General features: G+C 63.6%; 19 protein-coding genes. 5 read left to right on the top strand and 14 right to left on the bottom strand.

Translation table 11 applies throughout. The features are described from left to right. Positions 1 to 112 precede the first annotated feature (112 nt). A complete protein-coding gene (locus tag GV818_RS02785; RefSeq protein WP_161758654.1) occupies positions 113 to 1,309 on the top strand; it encodes a class I SAM-dependent rRNA methyltransferase in 1,197 nt (398 codons plus the stop codon). A gap of 53 nt (positions 1,310 to 1,362) precedes the next feature. Here the strand turns inward: GV818_RS02785 and GV818_RS02790 are convergent, their stop codons facing one another. Both GV818_RS02790 and GV818_RS02795 read right to left on the bottom strand, forming a co-directional pair. Beyond that, entirely contained in the window at positions 1,363 to 3,045 is a 1,683-nt protein-coding gene (locus GV818_RS02790) for a DUF4153 domain-containing protein (protein ID WP_161775769.1), read from the bottom strand. A gap of 58 nt (positions 3,046 to 3,103) precedes the next feature. Beyond that, positions 3,104 to 3,679: a hypothetical protein gene (locus tag GV818_RS02795; RefSeq protein WP_161775770.1), complete on the bottom strand. Its 576-nt coding sequence runs from the start codon at positions 3,677 to 3,679 to the stop codon at positions 3,104 to 3,106. A 311-nt stretch (positions 3,680 to 3,990) separates the two neighbouring features. Here GV818_RS02795 and ilvD point away from each other — a divergent pair, with 311 nt between their 5' ends. Then, positions 3,991 to 5,832 (top strand): dihydroxy-acid dehydratase, encoded by a 1,842-nt coding sequence (gene ilvD, locus GV818_RS02800; RefSeq protein ID WP_161758657.1) that lies wholly within the window; start codon positions 3,991 to 3,993, stop codon positions 5,830 to 5,832. A gap of 541 nt (positions 5,833 to 6,373) precedes the next feature. On the opposite strand, the gene GV818_RS02805 is transcribed toward ilvD, so the two are convergent. The 4 genes from GV818_RS02805 to GV818_RS02820 form a co-directional block, all read right to left on the bottom strand. Beyond that, positions 6,374 to 7,597 carry an SGNH/GDSL hydrolase family protein gene (locus tag GV818_RS02805; protein WP_161775771.1) on the bottom strand — a complete coding sequence of 408 codons (1,224 nt, stop codon included), beginning with the start codon at positions 7,595 to 7,597 and terminating at the stop codon, positions 6,374 to 6,376. 1 nt (position 7,598) lies between these two features. Further along, the gene (locus GV818_RS02810) at positions 7,599 to 8,750 is read right to left on the bottom strand and encodes an SGNH/GDSL hydrolase family protein (RefSeq protein WP_161758659.1); all 1,152 of its coding nucleotides are present in this window, start codon (positions 8,748 to 8,750) and stop codon (positions 7,599 to 7,601) included. Then, entirely contained in the window at positions 8,737 to 10,137 is a 1,401-nt protein-coding gene (locus GV818_RS02815) for an MBOAT family O-acyltransferase (protein ID WP_368668932.1), read from the bottom strand. The genes GV818_RS02810 and GV818_RS02815 overlap by 14 nt, the downstream gene beginning before the upstream one ends. Positions 10,138 to 10,756: 619 nt before the next feature. Continuing rightward, positions 10,757 to 11,812: a haloacid dehalogenase-like hydrolase gene (locus GV818_RS02820; protein WP_161775772.1), complete on the bottom strand. Its 1,056-nt coding sequence runs from the start codon at positions 11,810 to 11,812 to the stop codon at positions 10,757 to 10,759. A gap of 241 nt (positions 11,813 to 12,053) precedes the next feature. Between GV818_RS02820 and GV818_RS02825 the strand changes: the two genes are divergently transcribed. Then, the gene (locus GV818_RS02825) at positions 12,054 to 13,445 is read left to right on the top strand and encodes an L-cystine transporter (protein WP_161758662.1); all 1,392 of its coding nucleotides are present in this window, start codon (positions 12,054 to 12,056) and stop codon (positions 13,443 to 13,445) included. Positions 13,446 to 13,511: 66 nt separating this feature from the next. On the opposite strand, the gene GV818_RS02830 is transcribed toward GV818_RS02825, so the two are convergent. Then, complete coding sequence (locus GV818_RS02830; protein WP_161758663.1) at positions 13,512 to 14,024, bottom strand: dihydrofolate reductase; 513 nt, start codon at positions 14,022 to 14,024, stop codon at positions 13,512 to 13,514. Between the two features lie 96 nt (positions 14,025 to 14,120). On the opposite strand from GV818_RS02830, the gene GV818_RS02835 reads away from it, so the two are divergent. Both GV818_RS02835 and GV818_RS02840 read left to right on the top strand, forming a co-directional pair. Continuing rightward, entirely contained in the window at positions 14,121 to 15,500 is a 1,380-nt protein-coding gene (locus GV818_RS02835; protein WP_161758664.1) for a DUF2868 domain-containing protein, read from the top strand. Further along, positions 15,493 to 16,878 carry a GTPase/DUF3482 domain-containing protein gene (locus tag GV818_RS02840; RefSeq protein WP_161775773.1) on the top strand — a complete coding sequence of 462 codons (1,386 nt, stop codon included), beginning with the start codon at positions 15,493 to 15,495 and terminating at the stop codon, positions 16,876 to 16,878. The genes GV818_RS02835 and GV818_RS02840 overlap by 8 nt, the downstream gene beginning before the upstream one ends. A 67-nt stretch (positions 16,879 to 16,945) precedes the next feature. Here GV818_RS02840 and GV818_RS02845 read toward each other — a convergent pair whose 3' ends face one another. The 7 genes from GV818_RS02845 to GV818_RS02875 form a co-directional block, all read right to left on the bottom strand. Beyond that, the gene (locus GV818_RS02845) at positions 16,946 to 17,500 is read right to left on the bottom strand and encodes a phosphonate degradation HD-domain oxygenase (protein WP_161775774.1); all 555 of its coding nucleotides are present in this window, start codon (positions 17,498 to 17,500) and stop codon (positions 16,946 to 16,948) included. Beyond that, positions 17,500 to 18,633, bottom strand: a complete 1,134-nt coding sequence (locus tag GV818_RS02850; protein WP_161775775.1) for a TIGR03364 family FAD-dependent oxidoreductase — start codon at positions 18,631 to 18,633, stop codon at positions 17,500 to 17,502. The genes GV818_RS02845 and GV818_RS02850 overlap by 1 nt, the downstream gene beginning before the upstream one ends. A 92-nt stretch (positions 18,634 to 18,725) precedes the next feature. After that, positions 18,726 to 19,751: a putative 2-aminoethylphosphonate ABC transporter substrate-binding protein gene (locus GV818_RS02855; RefSeq protein ID WP_161758668.1), complete on the bottom strand. Its 1,026-nt coding sequence runs from the start codon at positions 19,749 to 19,751 to the stop codon at positions 18,726 to 18,728. A 48-nt stretch (positions 19,752 to 19,799) separates the two neighbouring features. Then, positions 19,800 to 21,524 carry a putative 2-aminoethylphosphonate ABC transporter permease subunit gene (locus GV818_RS02860; RefSeq protein WP_161758669.1) on the bottom strand — a complete coding sequence of 575 codons (1,725 nt, stop codon included), beginning with the start codon at positions 21,522 to 21,524 and terminating at the stop codon, positions 19,800 to 19,802. A 1-nt stretch (position 21,525) separates the two neighbouring features. After that, the gene (locus tag GV818_RS02865) at positions 21,526 to 22,602 is read right to left on the bottom strand and encodes a putative 2-aminoethylphosphonate ABC transporter ATP-binding protein (RefSeq protein WP_161758670.1); all 1,077 of its coding nucleotides are present in this window, start codon (positions 22,600 to 22,602) and stop codon (positions 21,526 to 21,528) included. A 150-nt stretch (positions 22,603 to 22,752) separates the two neighbouring features. Beyond that, positions 22,753 to 23,616: a LysR family transcriptional regulator gene (locus GV818_RS02870; RefSeq protein ID WP_161758671.1), complete on the bottom strand. Its 864-nt coding sequence runs from the start codon at positions 23,614 to 23,616 to the stop codon at positions 22,753 to 22,755. A gap of 16 nt (positions 23,617 to 23,632) precedes the next feature. Further along, positions 23,633 to 25,951 carry a heavy metal translocating P-type ATPase gene (locus tag GV818_RS02875; RefSeq protein WP_161775776.1) on the bottom strand — a complete coding sequence of 773 codons (2,319 nt, stop codon included), beginning with the start codon at positions 25,949 to 25,951 and terminating at the stop codon, positions 23,633 to 23,635. Positions 25,952 to 25,971: the final 20 nt, after the last annotated feature.

Genomic DNA, 25,971 nt, shown 5'->3' on the forward strand with positions numbered 1-25,971 from the left:
TGTTGGCCAAACGGACAGGAACTTTACCCTGCACTGCTGGCCGCAGGTCCATTGGCCATCGCTGAAGTCTCGCGACGGGGTATAATCGCGCCCTTTTTTCCGGAGCGACGTCATGTCCCTGCCAAGCCTGCGCCTCAAAGCCAACGCCGATCGCCGCCTGCGCGCCGGCCACCTGTGGGTCTACAGCAACGAAATCGATGTAGCCGCCACCCCTCTGCACGGCTTCAAGGCAGGCGACCAGGCGGTACTGGAAGCCGCCGGCGGCAAGCCCCTGGGCATCGTCGCGATGAGCCCGAACAACCTGATCTGCGCGCGCCTGCTGTCTCGCGACATCAAGCTGCCCCTGGACAAGTCACTGCTGGTGCACCGCCTGAACGTCGCCCTGTCCCTGCGCGAGCGCCTGTTCGACAAGCCGTTCTACCGCTTGGTGTACGGCGACTCCGACCTGCTGCCAGGCCTGGTTGTCGACCGTTTCGGTGACATCCTGGTGGTGCAGATCGCCTCGGCGACCATGGAAGCTCATAAAGAAGACGTGATCGCGGCCCTGACCCAGGTGCTCAAGCCCAGCGGCATCCTGTTCAAGAACGACTCCGCGGCGCGCGATGCCGAAGGCCTCAACCGCTACGTGGAAACCGTGTTCGGCCTGGTGCCGGAGTGGGTTGCCCTGGAAGAAAACGGCGTGAAGTTCGAAGCCCCGGTGATCCAAGGCCAGAAAACCGGCTGGTTCTACGACCACCGCATGAACCGCGCCCGCCTGGCCCCTTATGCCAAGGGCAAGCGCGTACTCGACCTGTACAGCTACATCGGCGGCTGGGGCGTACAAGCCGCGGCCTTCGGCGCCAGTGAAGTGTTCTGCGTCGATGCCTCGGCCTTCGCCCTCGATGGCGTAGAGCGTAACGCCGCGCTGAACGGCTTCGCGGAAAAAATGACCTGCATCGAAGGCGACGTCTTCGAAGCGCTGAAAGAGCTGAAGGCCAGCGAAGAGCGCTTCGACGTGATCGTTGCCGATCCACCGGCCTTCATCAAACGCAAAAAAGACATGAAGAACGGCGAAGGCGCCTACCGCCGCCTGAACGAGCAAGCCATGCGCCTGCTGAGCAAGGACGGGATCCTGGTCAGTGCTTCGTGCTCCATGCACCTGCCGGAAGACGACCTGCAGAACATCCTGCTGACCAGCGCCCGCCATCTGGACCGCAATATCCAGATGCTCGAGCGTGGCGGCCAGGGCCCGGACCACCCGGTGCACCCGGCCATCGCGGAAACCCGCTACATCAAGAGCATCACCTGCCGCCTGCTGCCGAACAGCTGAGTGCAGTGAACAGAAAAATCCCGGCCATGTGCCGGGATTTTTGTTTCAGCCAATCATGGGTGCCGGTAGGCCCGCTGGAAGTCCAGCTCCACACCGTCGACCTTGAACGTCTTGTAGTGCTGGCGCACTGGCTTGATCTTGCCCTCGCGGATCTGCGCGATCAGCCCCGCAGCATCGTTGATACCGTTGAACTTGCCCGTGTAACGCCAGAGGATCTCGCCTTGCCCATCACGGGCAAAGAGCATCGCCGAAGACTCCCAGGCGTGCTTGCCGATCAGCAGCACTTCGTTGACACCGTCGTCATTCAGGTCCACCGCCCAGGCGAAACAACCGGGCGGCGTGCAGTCACTTCTGGACGTCAGCACCTCGACCAATTGCGCGCTGTCATCCACCTCCGGGCCTAGCCATTGCACCTTGGCGGTCAGGTAATCGACGGACTGGCCATCCCGGGAAACCGATTCCAGCAGCTCGCGCAAGGTGGTCCGGTCCGGCTCCTGCAGAACCTGCCCCTGGCGCACCTGTTCGAGCAACGCATTGAACTGCGCCCGACCGGGCTCGCCCAAATGCCGGCGCAGGGTCCTGGCATCGAAGTCGGCCACTGGCGTACGCCCGCTCAGCAGGCGCTGTACCTGGTTGCTGGCACTCAGGGCCTGCGGGTCCAGCACCGGGGTGAAGAGCAACAACAGCGCGACGAAACTCAACAGGGCCAGCCACGGGTTGCTGCGGCTCAGGCTGGCGAGCCACACCGAGCGCCTGGCCAACACCGCCCAAAGCGCCGCCAGGCTATAGACCAGGGCCAGGACCATCAGGAACAGCGCCAGGAAGCGTGACGGCGTCAGGCCGTATTGATCAATCCGCAGCCAGCTCGAATAACCCGCCATCAGCACCAGCAACGGTAGGCAGCAGAGGCTGGCGTTGACCAGCAGCTTGAGCAACCTGGCATAACCGACATCGTGCTGGCCGTCCTGGAATACGCCGTTGAGCAGGAACAGATTGCTCGCCGTCAGGCACAACAGGATCTGCGACGAGTAACCGGTACTCCAGATCGGCTGCAACCCGGTGAACATCAACGCCAAGGTGAAGATCAGGGTAATCAGCGCGCAGAGCGGAAGCAGGTAGCGGCACACCGTCAACAGGACACCGCGCAGCAGGCCGATGACCTTTTCGTTTTCCCGGCCCATGCGCATGCCCAGGGAGAAGAACAGCGGCTGGCTGAAGCAGAGGAAGTAGGAAGACGTGAACAGATCGCCCAGCAGGGGCATGCCGAGCATGCTGAACAACTTGCCGCACAGCCACAGCAACAGGCTGAAGGCCAGGGTCACCAACAGCGCCAGGAGTACGATGAAGGCGTTGTTCCAGGCATGCCGGAACAGGTCCTGGTAGCGCGGGCGGTTACCCTCGCGAGTTGGCCAGCTCATGACAAATGCGGTACCGATATACGCCAGCACTACCGCCACGAACGGCCAGAACTTCCACAACCAGTCGTAGGTATCACGCATGAACACCCAGATGGAAAACCCCGCCAGCAGCACACTCAGGCCCAGGACCAGGGCCCAGGTGCCACGCTCGCGCACCGCACTGCCGAGCAATTGCAGGTTGATGCCCGCCACCAGGGCCAGAGTGCAGGAACCGGCGGCCAGCGCCGGCTGGGGATAGATCAGGCCACTGACCAGCAACACCCCTTGTACCAAGGCGATGACGATATAGAACAACAGCGAGCGACTCAGCGCAGGCATGGCAAATCCTTTTATGAAAGTGCGGGGGCAAGATGACGCGGGCAAGCCGGCATGAGGATCAACCCGACACCGGGCTTCTGCGCCGCTGTAGCGCAACCAGGCACAGGCTGATCAGGAACAGGCCGATGGACAATGCCAGGGTCGGCCCGGCAAAAAACACCAGGGACAGCCAGCCATCCTTGAACGGATCGAGATGCTGGCTGGACGTCCAATGCTTGAACGCCGCCTGAGCGATCCACGGCATAGGCAGCGCCAGCAGCACCCACAGCACGTAGGCGCAGAAACGCCGTCCAAGGTCGGCGCACCCGTGCAGCGCGGCAGCGCAAAGGACCGTCAGCAGGATCAAGCCTGTCGCCACCCCACCCAGCACCTGGGAGGTCAACGGCAGCCCTCGACAGGCCATGACCAGCCCAGCGGTGACCAGGGCCAGGATCATCAGCGCCCACCAGGTGCGCCATTCACTCCGCCGCTCGGGCACCAACTGCAGCATGCCGCCGCCCATCAGCACCGCCGCACAGGCAGCGCCGACGGCAAGGTCCGACAACGCGCCGGAAAGCACCACACCCAGCAGCAGCGCGCCCTGCACCAGGCCCACGCAGAGGTAAAACCTCAAGGTTCGAAGTGTCGTGGCCATTCCAGTTCCATTGGCGAGCGTTCGAAGGGCGCGCAGTCTACCTCAGCCCCCCGAGTCCGGGCAGCGGGTACCGGGTAAAGACACTCTTCACGCCGTAGAGCGGCCCCGGCATTCCTTCCTGACGCCAGCGGTGTAGAATCGGCAGATTCATCGCCAGTCATCCCCCGGCGGGTTTATGAGCTCAGGCTGAGTCTCGCGGCGATCCCGCGGGGTCATCGGCAGCTTCGGACACACGGCCATTTCTGAGTGTTCCCGAGGTCAGTAGAAGCTCACTCCCCATTTGTCACCTGATTAGCCGCCCGGAGTGCTTCATGCCTGATTACCGTTCGAAAACGTCCACCCATGGCCGCAACATGGCCGGCGCCCGTGCCCTGTGGCGCGCCACGGGGATGAAAGATGACGACTTCAAGAAGCCGATCATCGCCATTGCCAACTCCTTCACCCAGTTCGTCCCGGGCCACGTGCACCTGAAGGACCTGGGCCAACTGGTCGCCCGCGAGATCGAACGCGCCGGTGGCGTAGCCAAAGAGTTCAATACCATCGCCGTGGATGACGGCATCGCCATGGGCCATGACGGCATGCTGTATTCCCTGCCGAGCCGCGAGATCATCGCCGACTCCGTGGAGTACATGGTCAACGCCCACTGCGCCGACGCCATCGTCTGCATCTCCAACTGCGACAAGATCACCCCCGGCATGCTGATGGCCGCCCTGCGCCTGAACATCCCGGTGATCTTCGTCTCCGGCGGCCCGATGGAAGCCGGCAAGACCAAGCTCGCCGCTCACGGCCTGGACCTGGTAGACGCCATGGTCATCGCCGCCGACTCCAGCGCTTCTGACGAGAAGGTTGCCGAGTACGAGCGCAGCGCCTGCCCGACCTGCGGCTCGTGCTCCGGCATGTTCACCGCCAACTCGATGAACTGCCTGGTCGAAGCCCTGGGCCTGGCCCTGCCGGGCAACGGTTCGACCCTGGCCACCCACAGCGACCGCGAACAGCTGTTCCTGCAGGCCGGCCGCACCATCGTCGATCTGTGCAAGCGCTACTACGGCGACAACGACGAGTCGGTACTGCCGCGCAACATCGCCAACTTCAAGGCGTTCGAGAACGCCATGATGCTCGACATCGCCATGGGCGGTTCGACCAACACCATCCTGCACCTGCTGGCGGCCGCCCAGGAAGCCGAGATCGATTTCGACCTGCGCGATATCGATCGGCTGTCCCGCAGCGTTCCACAGCTGTGCAAAGTGGCGCCGAACATCCAGAAGTACCACATGGAAGACGTGCACCGCGCCGGCGGCATCTTCAGCATCCTCGGCTCGCTGGCTCGCGGTGGCCTGTTGCACACCGACCTGCCGACCGTGCACAGCCGTTCCATGAGCGATGCCATCGCCAAGTGGGACATCACCCAGACCAGCGACGAAGCAGTGCACCACTTCTTCAAGGCTGGCCCGGCGGGCATCCCGACCCAGACCGCCTTCAGCCAGTCGACCCGCTGGGACACCCTGGACGACGACCGTGAAAATGGCTGCATCCGCAGCTTCGAACACGCCTACTCGAAAGAAGGCGGCCTGGCCGTGCTGTACGGCAACATCGCCCAGGACGGCTGCGTGGTGAAGACCGCCGGCGTCGACGAGTCGATCCATGTCTTCGAAGGCAATGCAAAAATCTTTGAAAGCCAGGACAGCGCCGTGCGCGGCATCCTTGCCGACGAAGTGAAGGCCGGTGACATCGTGATCATTCGCTACGAAGGTCCGAAAGGCGGCCCGGGCATGCAGGAAATGCTCTACCCAACTTCGTACCTGAAGTCCAAGGGCTTGGGCAAAGCCTGTGCCCTGCTGACCGACGGCCGCTTCTCCGGCGGCACCTCGGGCCTGTCCATCGGCCACGCTTCGCCGGAAGCGGCGGCGGGTGGTGCGATTGGCCTGGTGCAGGATGGCGACAAGGTCTTGATCGACATTCCGAACCGCTCGATCAACCTGCTGGTCAGCGATGAAGAGCTGGCGGCCCGCCGCGTCGCACAGGACCAGAAAGGCTGGAAGCCCGTAGAGAAACGCCCACGCAAAGTGACTACTGCGCTGAAGGCTTATGCCCTACTGGCGACCAGTGCCGACAAGGGTGCCGTGCGCAACAAGGCGATGCTCGACGGCCTGTGATTGCCCTGACCCTGAAATGAAAATGCCCCGCCAAGTGCGGGGCATTTTTTTGACCTTGGGTTGCCCTTGAGGGCCTCTTCGCTGGCAAGCCAGTTCCAACAGCTTGTAGGAGCCGGCTTGCCGGCGAATGGACCTTCAGACCCTGCATCGCCCTTAAGGACGCCTTCGCTGGCAAGCCAGCTCCAACAGCTTGTAGGAGCCGGCTTGCCGGCGAATCGGCCTTCAGACCCTGCATCGCCCTTAAGGACGCCTTCGCTGGCAAGCCAGCTCCAACAGCTTGTAGGAGCCGGCTTGCCGGCGAATCGGCCTTCAGACCCTGCATCGCCCTTAAGGACGCCTTCGCTGGCAAGCCAGCTCCAACAGCTTGTAGGAGCCGGCTTGCCGGCGAATCGGCCTTCAGACCCTGCATCGCCCTTAAGGACGCCTTCGCTGGCAAGCCAGCTCCAACAGCTTGTAGGGGCCGGCTTGCCGGCGAATGGGCCTTCAGACCCTGCATCGCCCTTAAGGACGCCTTCGCTGGCAAGCCAGCTCCTACGGAGGCTCAAGGCATGCGTTCGCCCAGCTGCCCGCGCAAGAAGCGATACAGCCCATCGGCGCTCTTGCGATAGCCATCGGCGGTCAGGTGGACCAGATCATTGCGCGCCAGGTCATTGCCCTGCCACTGCCTGATCGAGCAATCGCCCCCCATGAAAGCCTGCCAGTCCCAGAACAGCGTGCGGCTGTTCTTCGCCACGTCCTTCTGGATCTGGATGATCTGCCGCAACGGCTGTGGCTGAGAGGCCGCACAACTCCCGGCATTGCGCCGTTTGATCGAATCAGGAGCCCCCACCAGCAGGATCACGGTCTTGGGCAGGTTCTTGCGCAGCAGCGCGACCTTCTCCTGCAACTGGCTGCGGTACAGCTGCAGGTCCAGATCGTCATCGAAGGCTTCGTTGGTGCCATAGGCCAGCACCACCATGTCCGGGCGCAGGGCCTTGAGGGTTTCCAGCCAGCCGGGCTGCCACTTGTCCAGCACATCCAGGCGCGCGCCATTGATGCCCAGGGAGGAGTAGATCACCCCGGCGCTCTTCTGCCCGAGGATGTTCCAACCGCCCAGGGCCAGCCCCTGGTTGTTGGCGAAGCTCAAGTCCAGAGGCATGGTCAGGTTGTTGAACGGCGGGCTGAAGCGCCATTGCCCACCCGTGGCCGCGAGCATGCGGCTGCTCTTGTTGAGGTTGTCCCGGGCCGTCACGGTGTTGTTAGTGGCTGCCTGGTACAACGCCGAAATGCGGTACTGCTGATTGCTCGGCTGGCGCTCGGCGATATGCACCCTGGCACCCGGGGTCATCGGCAGCGACAGGTAACCGCCCAAGGGAAACTGGTTACTCTGTTGGTTACGTGCCGATACCAGCGACCACTGACGCTTGGCGACACTGAGGATCACGCGCTCGTAACGGGTACCGGGCACCGGCGTCGCAGCCACGAAACCAATGCCGCCGTCACCATATTGCGCCTGCAACAGGCGGCGCACTTCACCGCTGAACAGGTCGGCGGCGGTGTGCGAATCCCCCAGTTGCACAATGCTGATGGGCGTACGGTTGGAGGTACTGAACTTGCGCGCCAACAACGCCAGGTTCGGGTCGGTGCCGGTAGTCACGACCTTTTTCGTGCCGTTCCCGGCCTTGGCCAGGGCCGAGGCAGGAGTGGCCTGAACCTCGGTGGTCGGGCTGCAACTGCTCAGCAAGGAGATGCCCAGCAATAGCGCAATGCCTTGCAGTCGCCCCATATCAGTGCTGCTCCGTCAATTGTTCACTGGGAAAGCTGATCAGCGAGATCACACGCTCAGCGATCAGTCTCTGTCCAGTGGGGGTGAAATGAATACCGTCGTCGACCCGGGTCTTGACCTTCTTGCCATCCCCGGTGGTGCGGTAATAGGAAAACTCGTCGTTCTGGTAACCGAGAATCTCGTTGGCCGAGACAAAATGCTGGTGGTACAGCTCGATCTGGCTCTTGTACAGCTCGCTCAGGTAGGCCATTGCCGTAGACAGCTTGGCCTTCTCCATGTTCGGCGGACCGACCCAGATCACTTGCACATTATGCGCCTGGGCGGTTTCGAGAATCGAATCGATGCGCCGGCGGTAGGCTTCCTCCCAGTCCGGCTTCTTGAAGCGCAGGAACGGCTTGCCCTTGACCTCAGGCATGTCCCACGGGTCGTTGGGGCCGAGGAAGATCACCATCAGGCGAATATTCGGATTGCCGGCCAGGGTGCTTTCAACGGTCTTGGGCCAGTTGAAGAAGCTTGGATAGGCCAGCCCGGTGCTCTGTTTGCTGAGGTTGAGGCTCTTGACGTTGTAGCGTTTGCGCAAGGTGTTGGCCATGTGCGGCGCCACGCCCTGCATCAAGGAGTCACCGACGAAGAACACCTCATCTCCGGCCGCCAGGCTGGCCATCAACGGCGTGCCAGTCCCCTGCTCGACCATCGGCGGGTGGTTGATCACAGGAGCCACCACCACAGGTTGCGGGTGGACCACAGCGGGATCCGGCGCGACTACCACTGCCGGATGAGACGCCGGTACAGCCGGTGGCTGCTCGGCCTGGACGGTGGGAGCCGAAACAACCTTCGGCAACGGCTCCGGCTCTTCATCTGCGGCCGCGTCAGACTGGGCCACCAAGTTCACGTCGGCCTGGTCGGTAAAATTGCCGACAAAAGCCACCCGGGCACTCTCAAGGTTCTGATTGAGTTGCGCGCCAAAGCGCCACTGCGGGTTCTGCGACAACCCTGGAATCTCGCAGCCTTCGTGGTATTTCTGCTGGCAGTAGAGGCTGATCGATTGCTGGTTGAACCACACCAGCAACAGGCTCGTCACCACCAGGGCATAGAGCACCTTGGCCGCACTACCGAGACTGGCCGACAACGGCGAACGGTTAGAAACTGGCATAGATGAACCCCGGCACGCCCGACGGTGAGGCGAAGATGACCAGACAGATAAACAGCCCCAGCGGCACTGGATACAGCAGCCACGGCAAGCCGGTGGCGGCGTCGAACACCCGGCGCAGCAGTGCCACGATCCGCGGGTAAAGAGCGACGAACAACAGGCAGCCCAGCAACGACGCGGCACTGCTGGCCAGCCCGGCGAAGGACAAGCCACCCAGGCCCGCGAGCATGTCCAGGGCATCGGGCAGGGTCGCGCAACGGAAGAAGATCCAGGCGAACGCCACATAGTGGAAGGTCAGCAAGCGGGCCGTAAGGTCCGCGCCGATCCAGCTGGGCCCCCGGGCCAGCAACGGACTGCACAGTTTGTACAGTGCCAGGCCGACGCCATGCAGCGCGCCCCAGATGATGAAGTTGGCGCTAGCACCGTGCCACAGCCCGGAAATCAGCATGGCCAGCAGCATGTTCAGATTGCCGCGCCAGACCGGACCCCGGTTGCCCCCCAGGGGGATGTACACGTAGTCGCGAATGAAGGTCGACAGACTGATATGCCAGCGCCCCCAGAACTCCTTGAGGTTGCGCGCCGCATAGGGGTAGTTGAAGTTCAAGGGCAGGCGAAAGCCCAGCAGCAAGGCGATGCCGGTCACCAGATCGGTATAGCCGCTGAAGTTGAAGTAGATCAGGAACGAATAGCCGTAGACCGCCCGCAGGATCTGCTCGGCGGAAAACGCCACCGGGCTATCGAACACCGGATCGACCCACTCGTTGGCCAGCCACGAGCTGAGGAAGAACAGCTTGACCACCGCCACTGCGATCAAACCCAGCGCCCGTTGCGGCTCCAGCACCTGGCGCAACTGCGGCGGGTTGATCTGCGCCAGCATCGGTATCGCCCGGTTTACCGGACCAGCAATCAGGCTGGGGAAAAACGCCAGGTACAGCGCCAGGTCGAACGGCGAGCCGGGCGTCAGTTCACGGCGATTGATCGACACCAGGTAGCTGACCGAGTGGAAGGCGTAGAACGACAGCCCCACCGGCAGTAGCACTTCCAGCAGCGGCAGCGACACTTCCACTCCAAACTGAGCGAAGGCGTTCTGCACCGTGCTGGTGAAGAAGTCCTGGTACTTGAACAGGTAGAAGGCCCCCAGCACCAACAGCAACATCAGGCCGTTGACCCAGCCTCGCCCGGGGTAACGCTGGCTCAACAGGCCGAGCAGGTACACCAGGGCCGTGTAGCCCAGCAGGATGTAGAGGAAGTTCAGGCTGAAACTGGCGAGGATCGCGTAGCTGGCGGCCAGCAACAGGCCATTCTGCAACCGCAGGCTGAAGCCCAGGCCCCAGTACAGAACGAAGAACAAGATGAAGCAGAGGCCGAATTCAATCGAGAGATAGCTCACAACGTAGTCCATTACGTGCAATCGGGGATGAACCCGGCACAGGGAGAGCAGGCGAGGGAAGAGAAACGGGCGCGATTATGGCAGAGGGGGTTTGCGAGTCACAAGTTGAAACATTCTCGGCATATTGCCGGTGCCTACACAGGGTGACAGACGTCCTGTAGGAGCTGGCTTGCCAGCGAAGACGTCCGTGAATGCGCCTCAAGGAACAAGGGCCTCTTCGCCGGCAAGCCGGCTCCTACAAAGGGGGGCAGGCACTCTGTAGGAGCTGGCTTGCCAGCGAAGGCGTCCGTAAGTGCACCTCAAGGACCAAGGGCCTCTTCGCCGACAAGCCGGCTCCTACAAAGGGGGCAGACATCCTGTAGGAGCTGGCTTGCCAGCGAAGGCGTCCGTAAGTGCACCTCCAGGACCAAGGGCCTCTTCGCCGGCAAGCCGGCTCCTACAAAGGGGGCAGGCGTTCTGTAGGAGCTGGCTTGCCAGCGAAGGCGTCCGTAAGTGCACCTCCAGGACCAAGGGCCTCTTCGCCGGCAAGCCGGCTCCTACAAAGGGGGGCAGGCGTCCTGTAGGAGCTGGCTTGCCAGCGAAGGCGTCCGTAAGTGCACCTCCAGGCCCAAGGGGTGGGCTACTGAATGTCCTCCGGCTTGACGATCACCCAGTTCTTGTCCGCAGTCACCGGCAGCCCTTCCTTGGCCTGGGCGGCGGCGTGCTTGGCAATCATGCCGTTGAGCTGGGTCATGTACTTGTCCTTGCGGTTGACCCACAGGTGTATGCCGCCCTTGGCCACGTCGACGCTGTGGAACAGCATGTAGCCGTCGCTGGTCGGAGTATCGCCGCCCACCAGTACCGGTTTCTTCCATTCATCGATGTAGGTCAGGATCGCCGCGTGCTTGCCCGCCATCCAGGTGGCCGGGGTCCACAGGTAGGGGGTCAGCTCCAGGCCGAGGTTGGCTTTCTCGTCATACTTGCCATCAGTGATCTGTTTGCGCGCGGTGGTCAGGGCGCCGGTCTTGCGGTCCTTGAGCAGCGTGCTCACGCCGATCACGTTCTGCGGCTTGACGTTGTAGCCGTACTTGGGATCGGCAGCGACCATGCGCACCAGCTCTTCGGAGGCGGCGGTCATCACATAGACCTCGATGCCGTTCTCCATCAGCTTGTTGTACAGCTCGGCCTGGCCGGTGAAGACCTTGGGCGGGTTGACCTCGATGGTCTTGACCACGTCACCGTCGTAATAGGTGCTCGGCACCGGCTTGCCGGACGCCATCAGTTCATCAACGTAGCCCTTGAGCTCCTTGAGGGTGAAACCCGAGAACACCTGGGCCACCCAGGGGTAGCAGACCATGTCGTCGACTTCGCAGAGGCGGTAGTAGTAGCTGAACAGGCTTTCCTTGTGGTCCGCGGTGTCCTTGAACGGAATCAGCTTCAACGACGGATCGAGGGTCTCGCGGGTGATCAGGCCCTTGTTCTCCATGTAGGGCAGCAGGGATTCTTCCAGGTCGTAGCGGTAACTGGTGTTGTCCATGTCGAACACCGCGTAGTTACCCTTGTTGGCGTTGGCCGCGATCATTGCGTCCAACTGCTTGGCCTGGTCTTGCGGCCAGTGCTTCAACTCGGTGGCAAAGGCCTGGCCGGCGAGGCCCAGGCAGAGTGCAACAGCTAGGAATTTCGGCGCGAACTTCATCTGCGGTTTCTCCCTGAGTGAAAGCCATCGACGCTAACAAATCCCTGTGACAGTTCTCGTCTCTACACGACCGCCTGCGTCCCGTCAGCGCCAGTCACATACGCCAGAGCGTCAGCTGCTTATTCCAAAAACGACAGTTGCCATGCGATATCGTTATTAATTCAATAGATTTCAAGCTGTTAGGCTTGCCGGTTCGCAATCGCCCTGAGCCGCGATTGGCACTCGTCTTATCGGAGCCTCAATGAATCTGCCGCTGACCCTCAATCTGCTGGTGTTCCTGGCCTTGCTGTTCGGCCTGGCACAAACCCGCCACACCACCTGGAGCCTGGCCAAAAAAGTCCTCCTGGCCCTGGTGCTGGGCGTGGTCTTCGGCATCGCCCTGCACAGCATCTACGGCGCCGGCAACCCGGTGCTCAAGGCTTCCATCAGCTGGTTCGACCTGGTCGGCAACGGTTACGTGCAGTTGCTGCAGATGATCGTGATCCCGCTGGTGTTCGCCTCGATCCTCAGCGCCGTGGCACGCCTGCACAACGCCTCGTCCCTGGGCAAGATCAGCTTCCTGACCATCGGCACCCTGCTGTTCACCACCGCCATTGCGGCGCTGCTGGGCATCGGCCTGACCAACCTATTCGGCCTGACTGCCGAAGGGCTGGTGGCCGGCACCCAGGAATTGGCCCGCCTGCAAGTGATCCAGAGCGATTACGCAGGCAAGGTCGCCGACCTCAACGTGCCGCAACTGCTGCTGTCGTTCATCCCGCAGAACCCCTTCGCCGACCTGGCCCGGGCCAAGCCGACCTCGATCATCAGCGTGGTGATCTTCGCCGCCTTCCTCGGCGTCGCGGCGCTGCAATTGCTCAAGGATGATGCCGACAAGGGCCAGAAAGTGCTCAACGCCATCGACACCCTGCAAGCCTGGGTGATGCGCCTGGTGCGCCTGGTGATGAAGCTGACCCCGTACGGCGTGCTGGCCCTGATGACCAAGGTGGTGGCCGGCTCCAACCTGCAGGACATCATCAAGCTCGGCAGTTTCGTGGTGGTGTCGTACATCGGCCTGGGGCTGATGTTCGTGGTCCACGGCCTGCTGGTTGCCCTGGCCGGGATCAACCCGCTGCGCTTCTTCCGCAAGGTCTGGCCGGTGCTGACCTTCGCCTTCACCAGCCGCTCCAGCGCCGCCAGCATTCCCCTGAGCATCGAGGCCCAGACCCGGCGCCTGGGCATTCCCCAGTCCATCGCCAGCTTCGCGGCCTCGTTCGGCGCCACCATCGGCCAGAACGGCTGCGCCGGCCTGTACCCGGCCATGCTGGCGGTGATGGTGGCCCCGACCGTGGGCATCAACCCGCTGGACCCGCTGTGGATCGCCACCCTGGTGGCCATCGTGACCTTGAGTTCGGCCGGTGTCGCCGGCGTTGGCGGCGGCGCGACCTTCGCCGCGCTGATCGTGCTGCCGGCCATGGGCTTGCCGGTGTCGCTGGTGGCGCTGCTGATTTCCGTGGAGCCGCTGATCGACATGGGCCGCACGGCGCTGAACGTCAGCGGTTCGATGACTGCCGGCGCAATCACCAGCCAGGTGATGCAGCAGACCGACAAGGCGTTGCTCGATGCCGATGAGCATTCAGAGTTGGAACACGCGTAAAACAACAGCTGCACGCTGCAAGCAAGAGCCAGTCGGCTTTTACTTGCAGCTTGTGGCTTGAAGCGTTCAGCTTCTCTCCCACACCTCGAAGCTGTACGCCGGCTTGTCCCCTTCCGGCGGGTTCGGCACCTCTGACACCAGCGTCCACTGCTGCTCATCGAATTCCGGAAACCAGGCATCGCCTTGCGGATTCAACGCCACCCGCGTCAGGTACAGACGATCCGCCTGCTCCAAGCCTTGGCTATAGAGCTGTGCGCCGCCAATCAGCATCAGCTCGCTGGCGCCCTGCTCCAGGGCCCATTCCTCGGCCCGGGCCACCGCAGCTTCCAGCGACGGATAGACCTCGGCACCTTCCAGCACCAGATCGGTCTGACGACTGACCACGATATTCAACCGCCCCGGCAAGGGCCGGCCGAGAGAATCCCAGGTCTTGCGCCCCATGATGATCGGCTTGCCCAGGGTGGTGGCCTTGAAAAATTTGAAATCCCCCGGCAAATGCCAGGGCATGCTGTTGTCGACGCCGATCACGCGGTTTTGTGCGAGGGCCGCGATCAGGCTGAGAGGGAGAGATTTTTTCATGCCGGCGAGGATACCAGAGGACCAGGACCTGGCAACGTACCCCGACCCGCGCTGCAGCAGTTATGCTCAGCGCACTTTTGAGCGATGGAATGACGCGTGACTGCACTGACTCCCCTGCAACGCCTATGGCTGACCGAAACCGTGCGCCTGCGCGAGGAACACGCCGGCCCGCTGGAGGATCAGGAAGCCAATCGCCTGGCCCGCAACCAGGGCGGCGACCTGGCGACCCGGATCCAGAACCGTGCCCTGTGGCTGGCCCAGCGTGATGGCCTGCACAGCGCCCTGCTGCACTGGCACCAGGGCGCACGCCTGGCACTGCTGGCGCTCTCGGTACTGGCGGTGATCAGCGGCGCCGGCTTGGCCTTCAGCGCCCTGGGCAGCACCCAGCAACCGGTGAACGTGTTCTGGGCCCTGGGCAGCCTGCTGGGCATCAACCTGATCCTGCTGCTGAGCTGGCTGGCCGGCCTGCTGTTCGCCGGCGAACACGGCGCCAGCCTGGGCCGCCTGTGGCTGTGGCTCAGCGAGAAATTCTCCCGGGATGCCAAGGCCGCGCAATTGCCGCCGGCCCTGCTGCTGTTGCTGCAACGGCGCAAACTCAACCGCTGGGCCCTGGGCAGCCTGATCAACGGTCTGTGGTGCCTGGCCCTGTTCAGCGCCGTGGTCATGCTGCTGTTGTTACTGACCACCCACCGCTACAGCTTTGTCTGGGAAAGCACCCTGCTGGGCAGCGATGCCTTCGTGGCCATTACCAACGTCCTCAGTGCCCTGCCGCGAGGCCTGGGCCTCGGCGCCCCCAGCGTGGCGACCATCCAGGCCAGCACCCGGGATGTCTACAACACCGAACTGATCCGTCAGTCCTGGGCCATCTGGCTGGTGGTCCTGGTGGTGATCTACGGCGTGCTGCCGCGCCTGCTGCTGATGCTGTTCTGTCGCTGGCGCTGGAAACACGGGCAGGCCCGCCTGCAACTGGACCTCAACCTGCCGGGCTACGCCCAACTGCGGGAGCGCCTGATGCCCAGCAGCGAGCGCCTAGGGGTCAACGATGCGGCGCCGGAGCAATTGCACCGCGTCGAAGGCGGCGTCAGTGCCCAGGACAGCAGCGGCGCCGTGCTGGTGGCCATCGAACTGGACAACCAGCGCCCCTGGCCGCCGCAGCTGCCGGACAGCATCAAGGACGCCGGCATCCTCGACAGCCGCGAATCGCGCAACCGCCTGCTGGAACAGATGAGCCGCTTCCCCCCGGCGCGCCTGGTGATCGCCTGCGACCCCCGGCGCTCACCGGATCGCGGCAGCCTGGGGCTGATCGCCGAACTGGCGCGCAATGCCACCGCGACCCGGGTCTGGCTGCTCCAGGCACCGCCCGGCCAGGCCCTGGATGCTGACCGCCTGGGAGACTGGCACGCTGCCCTGCAACAGTTGGAACTGCCGTTCGCCGATTGCATCCCCCTCAACTGGTTGGAGACCGGTCATGACTGATGCCCGCCAGAAACCACTGAAACTGGCGGTGGTCGGCCACACCAACGTCGGCAAGACCTCCCTACTGCGCACCCTGACCCGGGACGTAGGCTTTGGCGAAGTCTCCCATCGCCCCAGCACCACCCGGCATGTGGAAGGTGCCCGCCTTTCGGTGGATGGCCAGCCGTTGCTGGAGCTGTACGACACCCCCGGTCTGGAGGACGCGATTGCCCTGTTGGACTATCTGGAACGCCTGGAGCGCCCCGGTGAACGCCTGGACGGCCCGGCACGACTGGTACGCTTTCTCGACAGCAGCGAGGCCCGGCAACGTTTCGAACAGGAAGCCAAGGTCCTGCGCCAGCTCCTGGCCTCGGACGCCGGACTCTATGTGATCGATGCCCGGGAACCGGTGCTGGCCAAATATCGCGATGAACTGCAAGTGCTGACCGGCTGCGGCAAGCCGCTACTGCCGGTACTGAATTTCGTCAGCAGCGCCGAGCAGCGCACAGACGACTGGCGCGAGGCCCTGGCCCGCCTGGGCCTGCACGCCCTGGTGCGCTTCGACAGCGTGGCCCCGCCGGAAGACGGCGAGCGTCGCCTGTATGAAAGCCTGGCCCTGCTGCTGGAGCACGCCCGCCCGGCCCTGCAACGGCTGATCGACGACCAGCAGGCCCAGCGCCTGGTGCGCCAGCAAGGCGCCGCGCGACTGATTGCCGAGTTGCTGGTGGACTGCGCCGCCTGCCGCCGCAGCGTGGCCAGCGACAAACAACAGGAACAACAGGCCATCGGCGAGTTGCGCCAGGCCATTCGCCAACGTGAACAACGCTGTGTCGAAGCCCTGCTCAAGCTTTACGCCTTCCGCCCCGAAGATGCCTCGGCCAGCGACCTGCCGTTGCTGGATGGGCGCTGGGGCGATGACCTGTTCAACCCGGAAACCCTCAAGCAGCTGGGGGTGCGGGTGGGCAGCGGCATTGCCGCCGGAGCCGCGGCCGGCGCGGGGGTGGACTTGCTGGTGGGCGGTTTGACCCTGGGGGCCGCTGCCCTGGCCGGGGCCATCGCCGGCGGCGCACTGCAGACCGCCCGCAGCTACGGCAGCCGCTTGCTGGGCAAGCTCAAGGGCCAGCGTGAGCTGACGGTGGACGACAGCGTGCTGCGTCTGCTGGCCCTGCGTCAGCGCCAACTGGTGCAGGCCCTGAACCTGCGCGGGCATGCAGCCATGGACAGCATCCGGTTGGCCACGCCGGAGGACAAAAGCTGGCGCGAAGGCAAGTTGCCGGAGGCCCTGAACAAGGCCCGGGCGCACCCGCAGTGGTCGTCGCTCAACCCCCATGCGCGCCTGAACCAGGCCGAGCGCCAGGAGCAGATCGAGGCGCTGGCTGAGACGTTGCTGGTGTCTTAGATCGCCTTCGCCGGCAAGCCGGCTCCTACACGGCCCTGTAGGAGCGGGCTTGCCCGCGAAAGGGCCCTCAAGCCAACACAGCCAAGGCCTTGTCCTTGAGCACCTGCAGATCCATCACCGGCACCCACATGTCCTTGGCCTGCTCGTCCCAGTGGCGCATGCGCAGGCTTACTGCGCATAAGGGATCGAGCTCGAAGGCCGCCGCTTCCGCCGCGCTCATCACCCCGCCCTGGTACTCCAGGGTGCGCCGGCTGGCTTCACTCAGGCGCTGGTAATACCCCGGCTCCTTGAAGGTCAGGTAACGCTTGGCCTGAACGTGGTATTCCACCAGCCGCGCCAGGCGTTCGCTGAATCCGGCCCGGCGCAGATAGTCGGCCCCCAGGCGCTCATGGCTGACCACGCCAAAACCGCCCATGTTCTCGGCATCCTGCGCGCAGATATGCCCGATATCGTGAAAGAACGCCGCCAACACCACTTCGTCGTCATAACCCTCATCCAGAGCCAGCTGCGCCGCCTGAGACATGTGCTCGATCTGCGAAATCGGCTCGCCGATGTAGTCGCTGTCGCCGAAACGTTCGTACAAGCCGAAAACTTCGTCGATCACCTGCTGCTTTGGACTCATCACACCTCCTCCAGCAACCGGGCGATGTTGTTCTCGGCCATGGCCGGACCGACGCTCATGCCCACCCCGGTGTGCATCAGGGCCACGTTGACCCCAGGGGCCGCTTCCAGGAAGGAGAACGGCGCGGGGCCACGAGCACCATAGACGCCCTGCCAGCGCTCCAGTACCTGGACCTTGCAGCCCAGGGTCTGCTGCGCCAGCTCGATCAACCAGTTATCCACCTGCTCAGCGTTGAACGGTGAGGGATCGCTGCCGTAATCGTGGGAATCGCCGATGATCAGCTCGCCCGAGGGTGTCGGGCTGATCAGCAGGTGAATCCCGTGCTCATGCAGGTGTGGTGCCTCACGAAGGATCTGCGCCTGCACGGCGGCGGCCTCGGGCAGGTCGGCAAAGGCCCCGTAATGCACACAGCTCAGACCGGTGAGCACGGCGTGTTGTAGATCCAGATTGGCCTCGGGCCGGGCACGGAGCATCTGCAGACGGCAGATCTGTGGCTGCAACAGCGCAATCTGCTCGGCCAGCAGAGTCTGGTAGTCGTGTCCGGAGCACAGCAGGATGCGCGCGCCACGAAAGGTCCCGGCGGTGCTCTGCAGTTGGCCCGGTTCGATGTCCCGCACCAGGGTCGAAAAGTGAAACTCGACCCCCAGGTCCCGGCGCAGGTAGTCGATCAGCATCGGGATCGCCTCGCGGGAATACAGTTGCTGGTCGTCCAGGCCGTGCAGCGCGGCTCGGTGATGGCGGAATTGGCCGCCATACAGATCATTCAGGGCCGCGCCCTGAAGCAGTTCGACCCGGTAGCCATGCTCCCGCGCACGCCCGCTGCAGAAGGCTTCCAACAGGTGTTCTTCGGCCTCGCTGCGGGCGAACAGGTAGGAACCGTTGCGCTTGAGTTGCAGGCCGGCCAGTTGTTGCCAGTCGACCCAGATATCCCGGCTGGCCCTGGCCAGTTCAAGCATGGTGCCCGGCGGCTGGCCGGTGACCAGGGCCTGGCCGAAATTGCGCACCGAAGCCCCCAGGGGCGTGGCACTGCGCTCGAATACCTGTACCCGCAAACCGCGCTTGGCGGCTGCATAGGCATGGGACAGGCCCAGGATGCCGGCGCCGACGATCAGCAGATCGCTGTGATTGGTCATGAATAGTGTCCTGGAGGGAAAGCGCCTTCGCCGGCAAGCCGGCTCCTCCACACTCGGCAGGAGCCGGCTTGCCGGCGAAAACGATGGTTCGTTTACTGTGCCGCGACTTTTTCCGACTTGCCGTCATAGCGCTTGCGCCATTCGGCGAGGATGCTGTCGCGGTTCTTCGAGGCCCAGGCAAAGTCGTTCTTGATCAGGCGCTGCTCGTAGTCCGCCGGCAGTTCGGTCTGCGGCTTGGCGATGCCTGGCTGGGCCAGTACGGCGAAGTTCTCCTTGTACAGCTCCATGGCCGCCGGGCTGGCGGAGAAGTCGGCGAGTTTCTTCGCTGCCTCTTCATGTGGCGTGCCCTTGATCACCGCAGTGGCTTCGATTTCCCAGCCCAGGCCCTCTTTCGGCAGGACGATGTCCAGAGGCGCGCCCTGGCGCTTGAGCTGCACCGCCGGGTATTCGAAGGAAATGCCGATGCTGAATTCGCCCGCTGCCGCCAGCTTGCACGGCTTGGAACCGGAGTGAACGTACTGGCCGATGTTCTGGTGCAGTTCGTCCATGTACTGCCAGCCCTGCTTCTCGCCGAAGGTCTGCAGCCAGGCACTGACATCAAGGAAGCCGGTGCCCGAGGATGCCGGGTTAGGCATGACAATCTTGCCCTTGTACTCAGGCTTGGTCAGGTCCTGCCAGCTCACCGGTTTGGTCAGCCCCTGTTTCTGCGCTTCCACGGTGTTGAAGCAGATGGTTGCCGCCCACACGTCCATGCCAACCCAGGCCGGTGGATTGGCTGCGTCGCGGTAGTTGCCGCCGATCTTGCCCAGGTCTTTCGGTGCATAGCTTTGCAGCATGCCCTGCTGGTCAAGGATCGCCAGGCTGGACGCCGCCAGGCCCCAGACCGCGTCAGCCTGGGGACGGGCCTTTTCCGCCAGCAGCTTGGCGGTGATGATCCCGGTGGAATCACGCACCCACTTGATCTCGACATCCGGGTTGGCCGCTTCGAAGGCCTGCTTGTAGGACTTCAGCTGCTCGGCTTCGAGGGCGGTGTAGACCGTCAGCTCGGTTTTCGCAGCAAAGGCATTCAGGCTGACAGCAGAGAGGACGGCAGCGGCAAGAGCCAGGGGCTTGAACATGGTGCGGTTCCTTAATGAGTGCGGATCAGAGGGCGGGTGAACAAGGAATCAGTGGCCGGGCGCGTTCTGCCGCCAGGCCTGGGAGCGGCGCAGCAAGCCGCGTGAAGCCCAGGCCAGGAGCAGCGAGACGCCGGCCGAGGTGAACAGGATCAGGGTCGACATCGCCGCGGCGCCGCCGACATTGCCGGCGTCGTCCATGTTCAGCACGGCGACGGCAGCGAGGATGGTGTCGGGGCTGTAGAGGAAGATTGCCGCCGACACCGTGGTCATGGCCGAGACGAACAGGTAGCGCACGATGTCCAAAAGCGCCGGCAGGCAGATTGGCACCGTCACCCGCAGGTAGTGCCTGTACAGCGGTGCCTTGAGCGACAGGGCAGCGGCTTCGAACTCCGCGTCGAGTTGGCGCAGGGCGGTGGTGGCGGTCATCTGCGCGGTGGTCAGATAGTGAGCGATGGTGCACACCACCAGCAGGGTCATGGTTCCGTAGAACACATGCAGCGGATTGCCATTGAGGTTGAAGAAGAACACGTAGCCCAGACCGAGGACCAGCCCGGGAACCGCCATGGGCACAAAACTGAGCATGCGCAGCGCCAGGTTCAGGCCGCGTTGCCCCTGGGTTTTCTCCATCAGGTAGGCACCGGTGAAGATCAGCCCGCTACCGATCAGTGCCGTGCACAGGGCCATGGTCAGGCTGTTGCGATAGGCCAGCCAGCCACCGCCGGCGGTGTCGTTGAACTGGTAGTGGTTCAGTGACAGCGACAGGTTGTAGGGCCAGAATTTCACCAGCGACGAATACACCGCCATGCCGAACACCAGCAGCAGCGACGCGCAGATCAGCAGCACGATGGCCAGGTAGCAACCATCCCGCAGCCGCGACGGCGCCGGCTTGAACACCTGGGCACGACCGCTCATGGAGTCGCCATGCCGGCGGCGCAACCAGGCATCGACACCGAAGCTGAATAGCGCCGGAAGCAACAGCACCATGCCGATCAGCGCGCCGCGACCGAACTGCTGCTGGCCGACCACCGCCTTGTAGGCTTCCAGGGCCAGCACCTGATAGTCGCCGCCCACCACCACCGGCACCCCGAAGTCGGTGATGGTCAAGGTGAACACCAGGCAGAAAGCAGCGAACACCGCTTGCCGGGTAGCGGGCCAGGTGATGCTGCGAAAGGCCTTCGCCGGGCTGGCACCCATGCTCGATGCCGCGTCGAACAGCCGCGCATCCGCCAGGGACAGGGCCGAGAGCAGGATCATCAGGGCATGGGGAAAGGTGTAGATGACTTCACCGAGAACGATGCCCCAGAAGCCGTAGATGTTGTCGGCGAACAGGCCGCGGAGCAGGCCCTGGTTACCGAACAGGTAGACCAGGGCGATGCCCGGCAGCATCGATGGCGCCATCAACGGCAACAGTGAGAGTCCACGCCAGATGCCTTTGCCTGGAATCAACGTGCGTTGCAGGGCGTAGGCAAACAGATAAGCCAGGGGCACCACGATGGCGGCCACGCTGAGAGAGACTTTCAGGCTGTTGCCGAGCAGCCAGTGAAAATTGTCACTGCGGATCAGCTCCCGGGCCGCGACCAGGCCGCCGCCCTGCCCGTCCTCGGCACTGAAGCCGCGCCAGAAGATCGCCAGCAGCGGCAACAGCACGGCAATCCCCAGCAACAGCAGGAGCAGGAGCTTGCCGCCCACCACAAACAGACGATCGCCAAGCTCGGCACGGGAGGTCTGCCGCGCCCGCTTTGCAGGTAGCGGCAGGGACATTTGCCCGGTCATCTTAGACAAACACCTGCAGGCTGCGCGGCGGCAAGGCGACCCAGATGTCCTGGGCGCCCAGTCGCGGCATGGCTTCCGGTGCCAGTTCAGCCAGCAGCGGATGCCCTGGCAAATGGTTGAGCTCGAAGCTCATGCGGCAGCGGTTGCCGAGGAACGTGATCTCGCGGACCTTGGCCGGGAACAGGTTTTCCTCATGCACCGGCGGGTTGACGCTGATGGCTTCCGGACGACAGAACAAGCGACCCGCAGCGGCTTTGCCCGAATCGTCGGCCAGGCGCACATTCATCCCGCCGACCTGGGCGTGGCTATCGCTGTTGCGGCTGAAGGGCAGCCAGTTACCCTGGCCGACGAATTCGGCGACGAAGGGCGTAGCCGGACGGTCGTAGATTTCCTGCGGGGTGGCGTACTGCTCGACCTTGCCGTTGTTCATCACGGCGATGCGGTCGGCCATCAACATGGCCTCGTCCTGGTTATGGGTGACCATCAGGGTAGTGATCCCCAGGCGCCGTTGCAGTTGGCGCAACTCGGTGCACAGATGCTCGCGAACCCGGGCATCCAGGGCCGACATCGGCTCATCCAGAAGCAGCAACGACGGTGCCGGCGCCAGGGCACGGGCCAGTGCCACCCGCTGCTGCTGGCCCCCGGACAGTTGCCCGGGGTATTTTTTCTCGCTGCCGGTGAGGCCCACCAGTTCCAGCATCTGCGCCACGCGCTTGCGCACTTCCTCACGGCCACTGCCCGCCAGGCCGTAGGCGATGTTGGCTTCAACCGTCAGGTTGGGAAACAGCGCGTAGGACTGGAACAGAATCCCGTAGTCCCGTGCCTGGGGCGCCAACCGCGAGACGTCCCGATCCCCCAGGTACAACTCGCCCTGGTCCTGGCGCTCCAGGCCGGCGATGCAGCGCAGCAGTGTGGTCTTGCCGCAACCGGACGGCCCCAGCAGGCACACCAGCTCACCGGCGGCGACGTCCAGGGACACGTTATCCAGGGCGGTGAAGGCACCAAAACGCTTCTGGATACCGCGCACCTTCATTGGCGCGCCTGGGTTGCTCAGGGCTGTTGCAACGGAGTTGTTCATGGACGGACCTCATCAAGCAGATGCAGGCCATCCTAGGGAGCGAATGCGTAGGTCGTGTGGCAAACAGGCAAAAGCTGCCGATAGTGGTATTGGTGGATTTGGGTTGGGCGGCGATTCGCCGGCAAGCCGGCTCCTACGGGAGAAGGTGCTTCAGCAACCGGCCATTTCCTGGGCCAGGCCGAGGAACGCCGCCGGCAGGCGCGCATTCTTGCGCTCCTTGAGGCAATACAGGTACTCGGCGATCTGTGGCGCATTTTCGATGGTCAGCACCCGCAGCTGCGGGTCGTGGGGCACCTCCTGACGGGCAATGATGCTGATGCCGATGTTGCGCAGCACCGCCTCGCGGATCGATTCGCGACTGCCGATCTCCAGCAGCGGGCCGAAGCTGACGTTGGCGTTCTTCAACAACTCTTCGGTAAGACTGCGGGTAGTGGAACCAGGCTCGCGCATCAACAGGGTATGCCCGGCCAGGGCCTGGAGCGGCACATGTTCCAATGCCGCCAGGGGGTGATTGCGATGCACCGCCAGCACCAGCGGGTCGCTGCCCAGCACTCGGCGGATCAATCGCGCATCCTCCAACAGTTGCGAGGACGCGGCCACATCCACCCGGTATTCCTCCAGCGCCTCCAGCACCTGCTGGGAGTTGCCGATCTCCACCGAAACGTCCACTTGAGGCAGGCGCTGGCGGAAGGTTTTCACCAGGTCGAGGATGTAATACGGCGCAGTGGCGGCTATCCGCAGCGTGCCCTGTACCTGCCCGCTGTTGCGCAGGAAGAACTCGATATCGGCTTCTTTCTGCAACAGCTCCTTGACCATCGGCAACAGGCTCGTGCCCTCATCACTGAGACTCAGCCGACGACCGCCACGAAAGAACAGCTCAACCGAGTACTGGCTTTCCAGGTTGCGGATCTGCGTAGTCACCGTCGGCTGGCTGAGACCGAGCTTCTTCGCCGCCTGGGTGATACTGCCCAGGCGGGCGACCATGTAAAAAGCCTTCAGCTCGGCACTCAGCACAGTGTTCTCTCATCGTTTACTTGCGCAACAGGCGCAAACCGTTGAACACCACCAACAGGCTGACGCCCATGTCGGCGAACACGGCCATCCACATGGTGGCCAGTCCGGCAAAGGTTACCCCAAGAAAGATTGCCTTGATGACCAGGGCCAGGGCGATATTTTGCTTGAGGACTACCGAGGTCTGGCGAGACAGGCGAATAAACGCCGGAATCTTGCGCAGATCATCGTCCATCAGGGCAACATCCGCGGTCTCGATAGCGGTATCGGTACCCGCCGCCGCCATGGCAAAACCGATCTCGGCGCGGGCCAGGGCCGGGGCATCGTTGATGCCGTCCCCCACCATTCCCACCCGATGCCCTTGGGCGTACAGCTCCTCGATGGCTTGCAGCTTGTCGGTGGGCAGCAGGTCGCCCCGGGCCTGGTCGATCCCTACCTGGACCGCGATCGCCTGGGCCGTGTGGGGGTTGTCGCCAGTGAGCATCAGGGTCTTGATCCCCAGTTCGTGCAACTGCTGGATGGCTTCGCGGCTGGATTCCTTGACCGTGTCCGCCACGGCGAACAGCGCCAACGGGCCGTTGCGGTCCAGCAGCAGGACCACGGTCTTGCCTTGTTTCTCCAGGGCGAAGAGCTTTTCTTCCAGGGCTGGCGAGCACAGGCCCAGTTCCTCCACCAGACGGTGGTTGCCCAAGTGATACACCTGGCCGTTGATTTCACCCCGTACGCCACGCCCGGTCAGGGCCTCGAAGTTATCCACAAGGTGCAGCGCCAGCTGTTTATCCACAGCCGCCTGGGCGATAGCCAGGGACACCGGGTGGTCGGAGCGCCCCGCCAGACTGGCGGCCAGGGCCGGAGCACTGTCATTGGCCAGCGGGTCCAGGGACAGGAAGTCAGTCTGCACTGGCTTGCCGTGGGTGATGGTGCCGGTCTTGTCCAGGGCCAGGTAGTCAAGCTTGTAGCCGCCTTCCAGGTAGACCCCGCCCTTCACCAGGATCCCTTTGCGCGCCGCTGCGGCGAGGCCGCTGACGATGGTCACCGGGGTGGAGATCACCAGGGCGCAAGGACAGGCCACCACCAGCAACACCAAGGCGCGGTAGATCCAGTCGAACCAGGCGCCGGCCATGAACAGCGGTGGAATCAGCGCCACCGCCAGGGCAAAGGCGAACACCGCCGGGGTGTAGATTTTCGAAAAGGTATCGACGAAGCGCTGGGTTGGAGCCCGCGCGCCCTGGGCCTGCTCGACGGCGTGGATGATCCGCGCCAGGGTCGAGTTATTGGCCGCGGCGGTCACCCGGTACTCCAGGGAGCCGGCCTGGTTGATGGTGCCGGCGAATACCTTGTCACCCACGGTCTTTTCTATCGGCAGGCTTTCACCGGTGATCGGCGCCTGGTCGATGGTGGAACTGCCGGACACAACCTCGCCATCCAGGCCGATACGCTCGCCGGGACGCACCCGTACTCGGGCTCCGAGCTCAACGGTTTTTGCCTCCTGCTCGCTCCAACTGCCATCCGCCTGCTGCACCGTGACCTGTTCCGGGGTCATCTGCATCAGGCCGCTGATGGCATTGCGCGCACGGTCCAGGGAGCGGGCCTCAATCAGCTCGGCCACGGTGAACAGGAACATCACCATCGCCGCTTCCGGCCATTGGCCGATCAGCACCGCACCGGTGACGGCGATGCTCATCAGCGCGTTGATGTTGAGGTTGCGGTTCTTCAGGGCGATCCAGCCCTTCTTGTAAGTGCCCAGGCCGCCACTGAGGATCGATACCAGGGCCACCAGCGCCACCACCCAGGTCGGCGCGGCACTGGTGAAATGAATCACCTCCGCCGCCAACGCGCCCACCCCGGACAGGGCCAGCGGCCACCAGGCTTTCTTCACCGGCACTGCGGCCGCCGGCTCGGCACCTGGGCTCTGTTCCAGGGGCTCGGCGTGCATGCCGAGGGACTTCACCGCGGCGATGATGGGCGCCGTGTCCGGCAGATCATGGGTGACCCCCAGCACTCGGTTCATCAGGTTGAATTCCAGCGCCTGAACCCCGGCCAGCTTGCCCAGCTTGTTCTGGATCAGCGTCTGCTCGGTGGGGCAATCCATGGCCTCGATGCGGAAAGTGCTCAGGCGCGCCCCCGCGCTTGGCGTCTCGCTGAGGATAATCCGCGCCGGCGCCGCATCGCTGCTGCAGCAAGAGCCGGCATGGGCGGCATGATCATGGGCCTTGACCGGCTGCAATTTGCCCACCGGGGCATGGGAGTGGCCATGATCGTGATCGTGATCGTGATCGTGATCAGCATGACGCTGCTGAGCATCGGGCTTGCGCGGGCTGTGGAGAGAATCGCTCATAAGGGTCGCGTCCGAATAAA

It is taken from the genome of Pseudomonas sp. Fl4BN1 (assembly GCF_009908285.1).
Taxonomy (GTDB): Bacteria; Pseudomonadota; Gammaproteobacteria; order Pseudomonadales; family Pseudomonadaceae; genus Aquipseudomonas.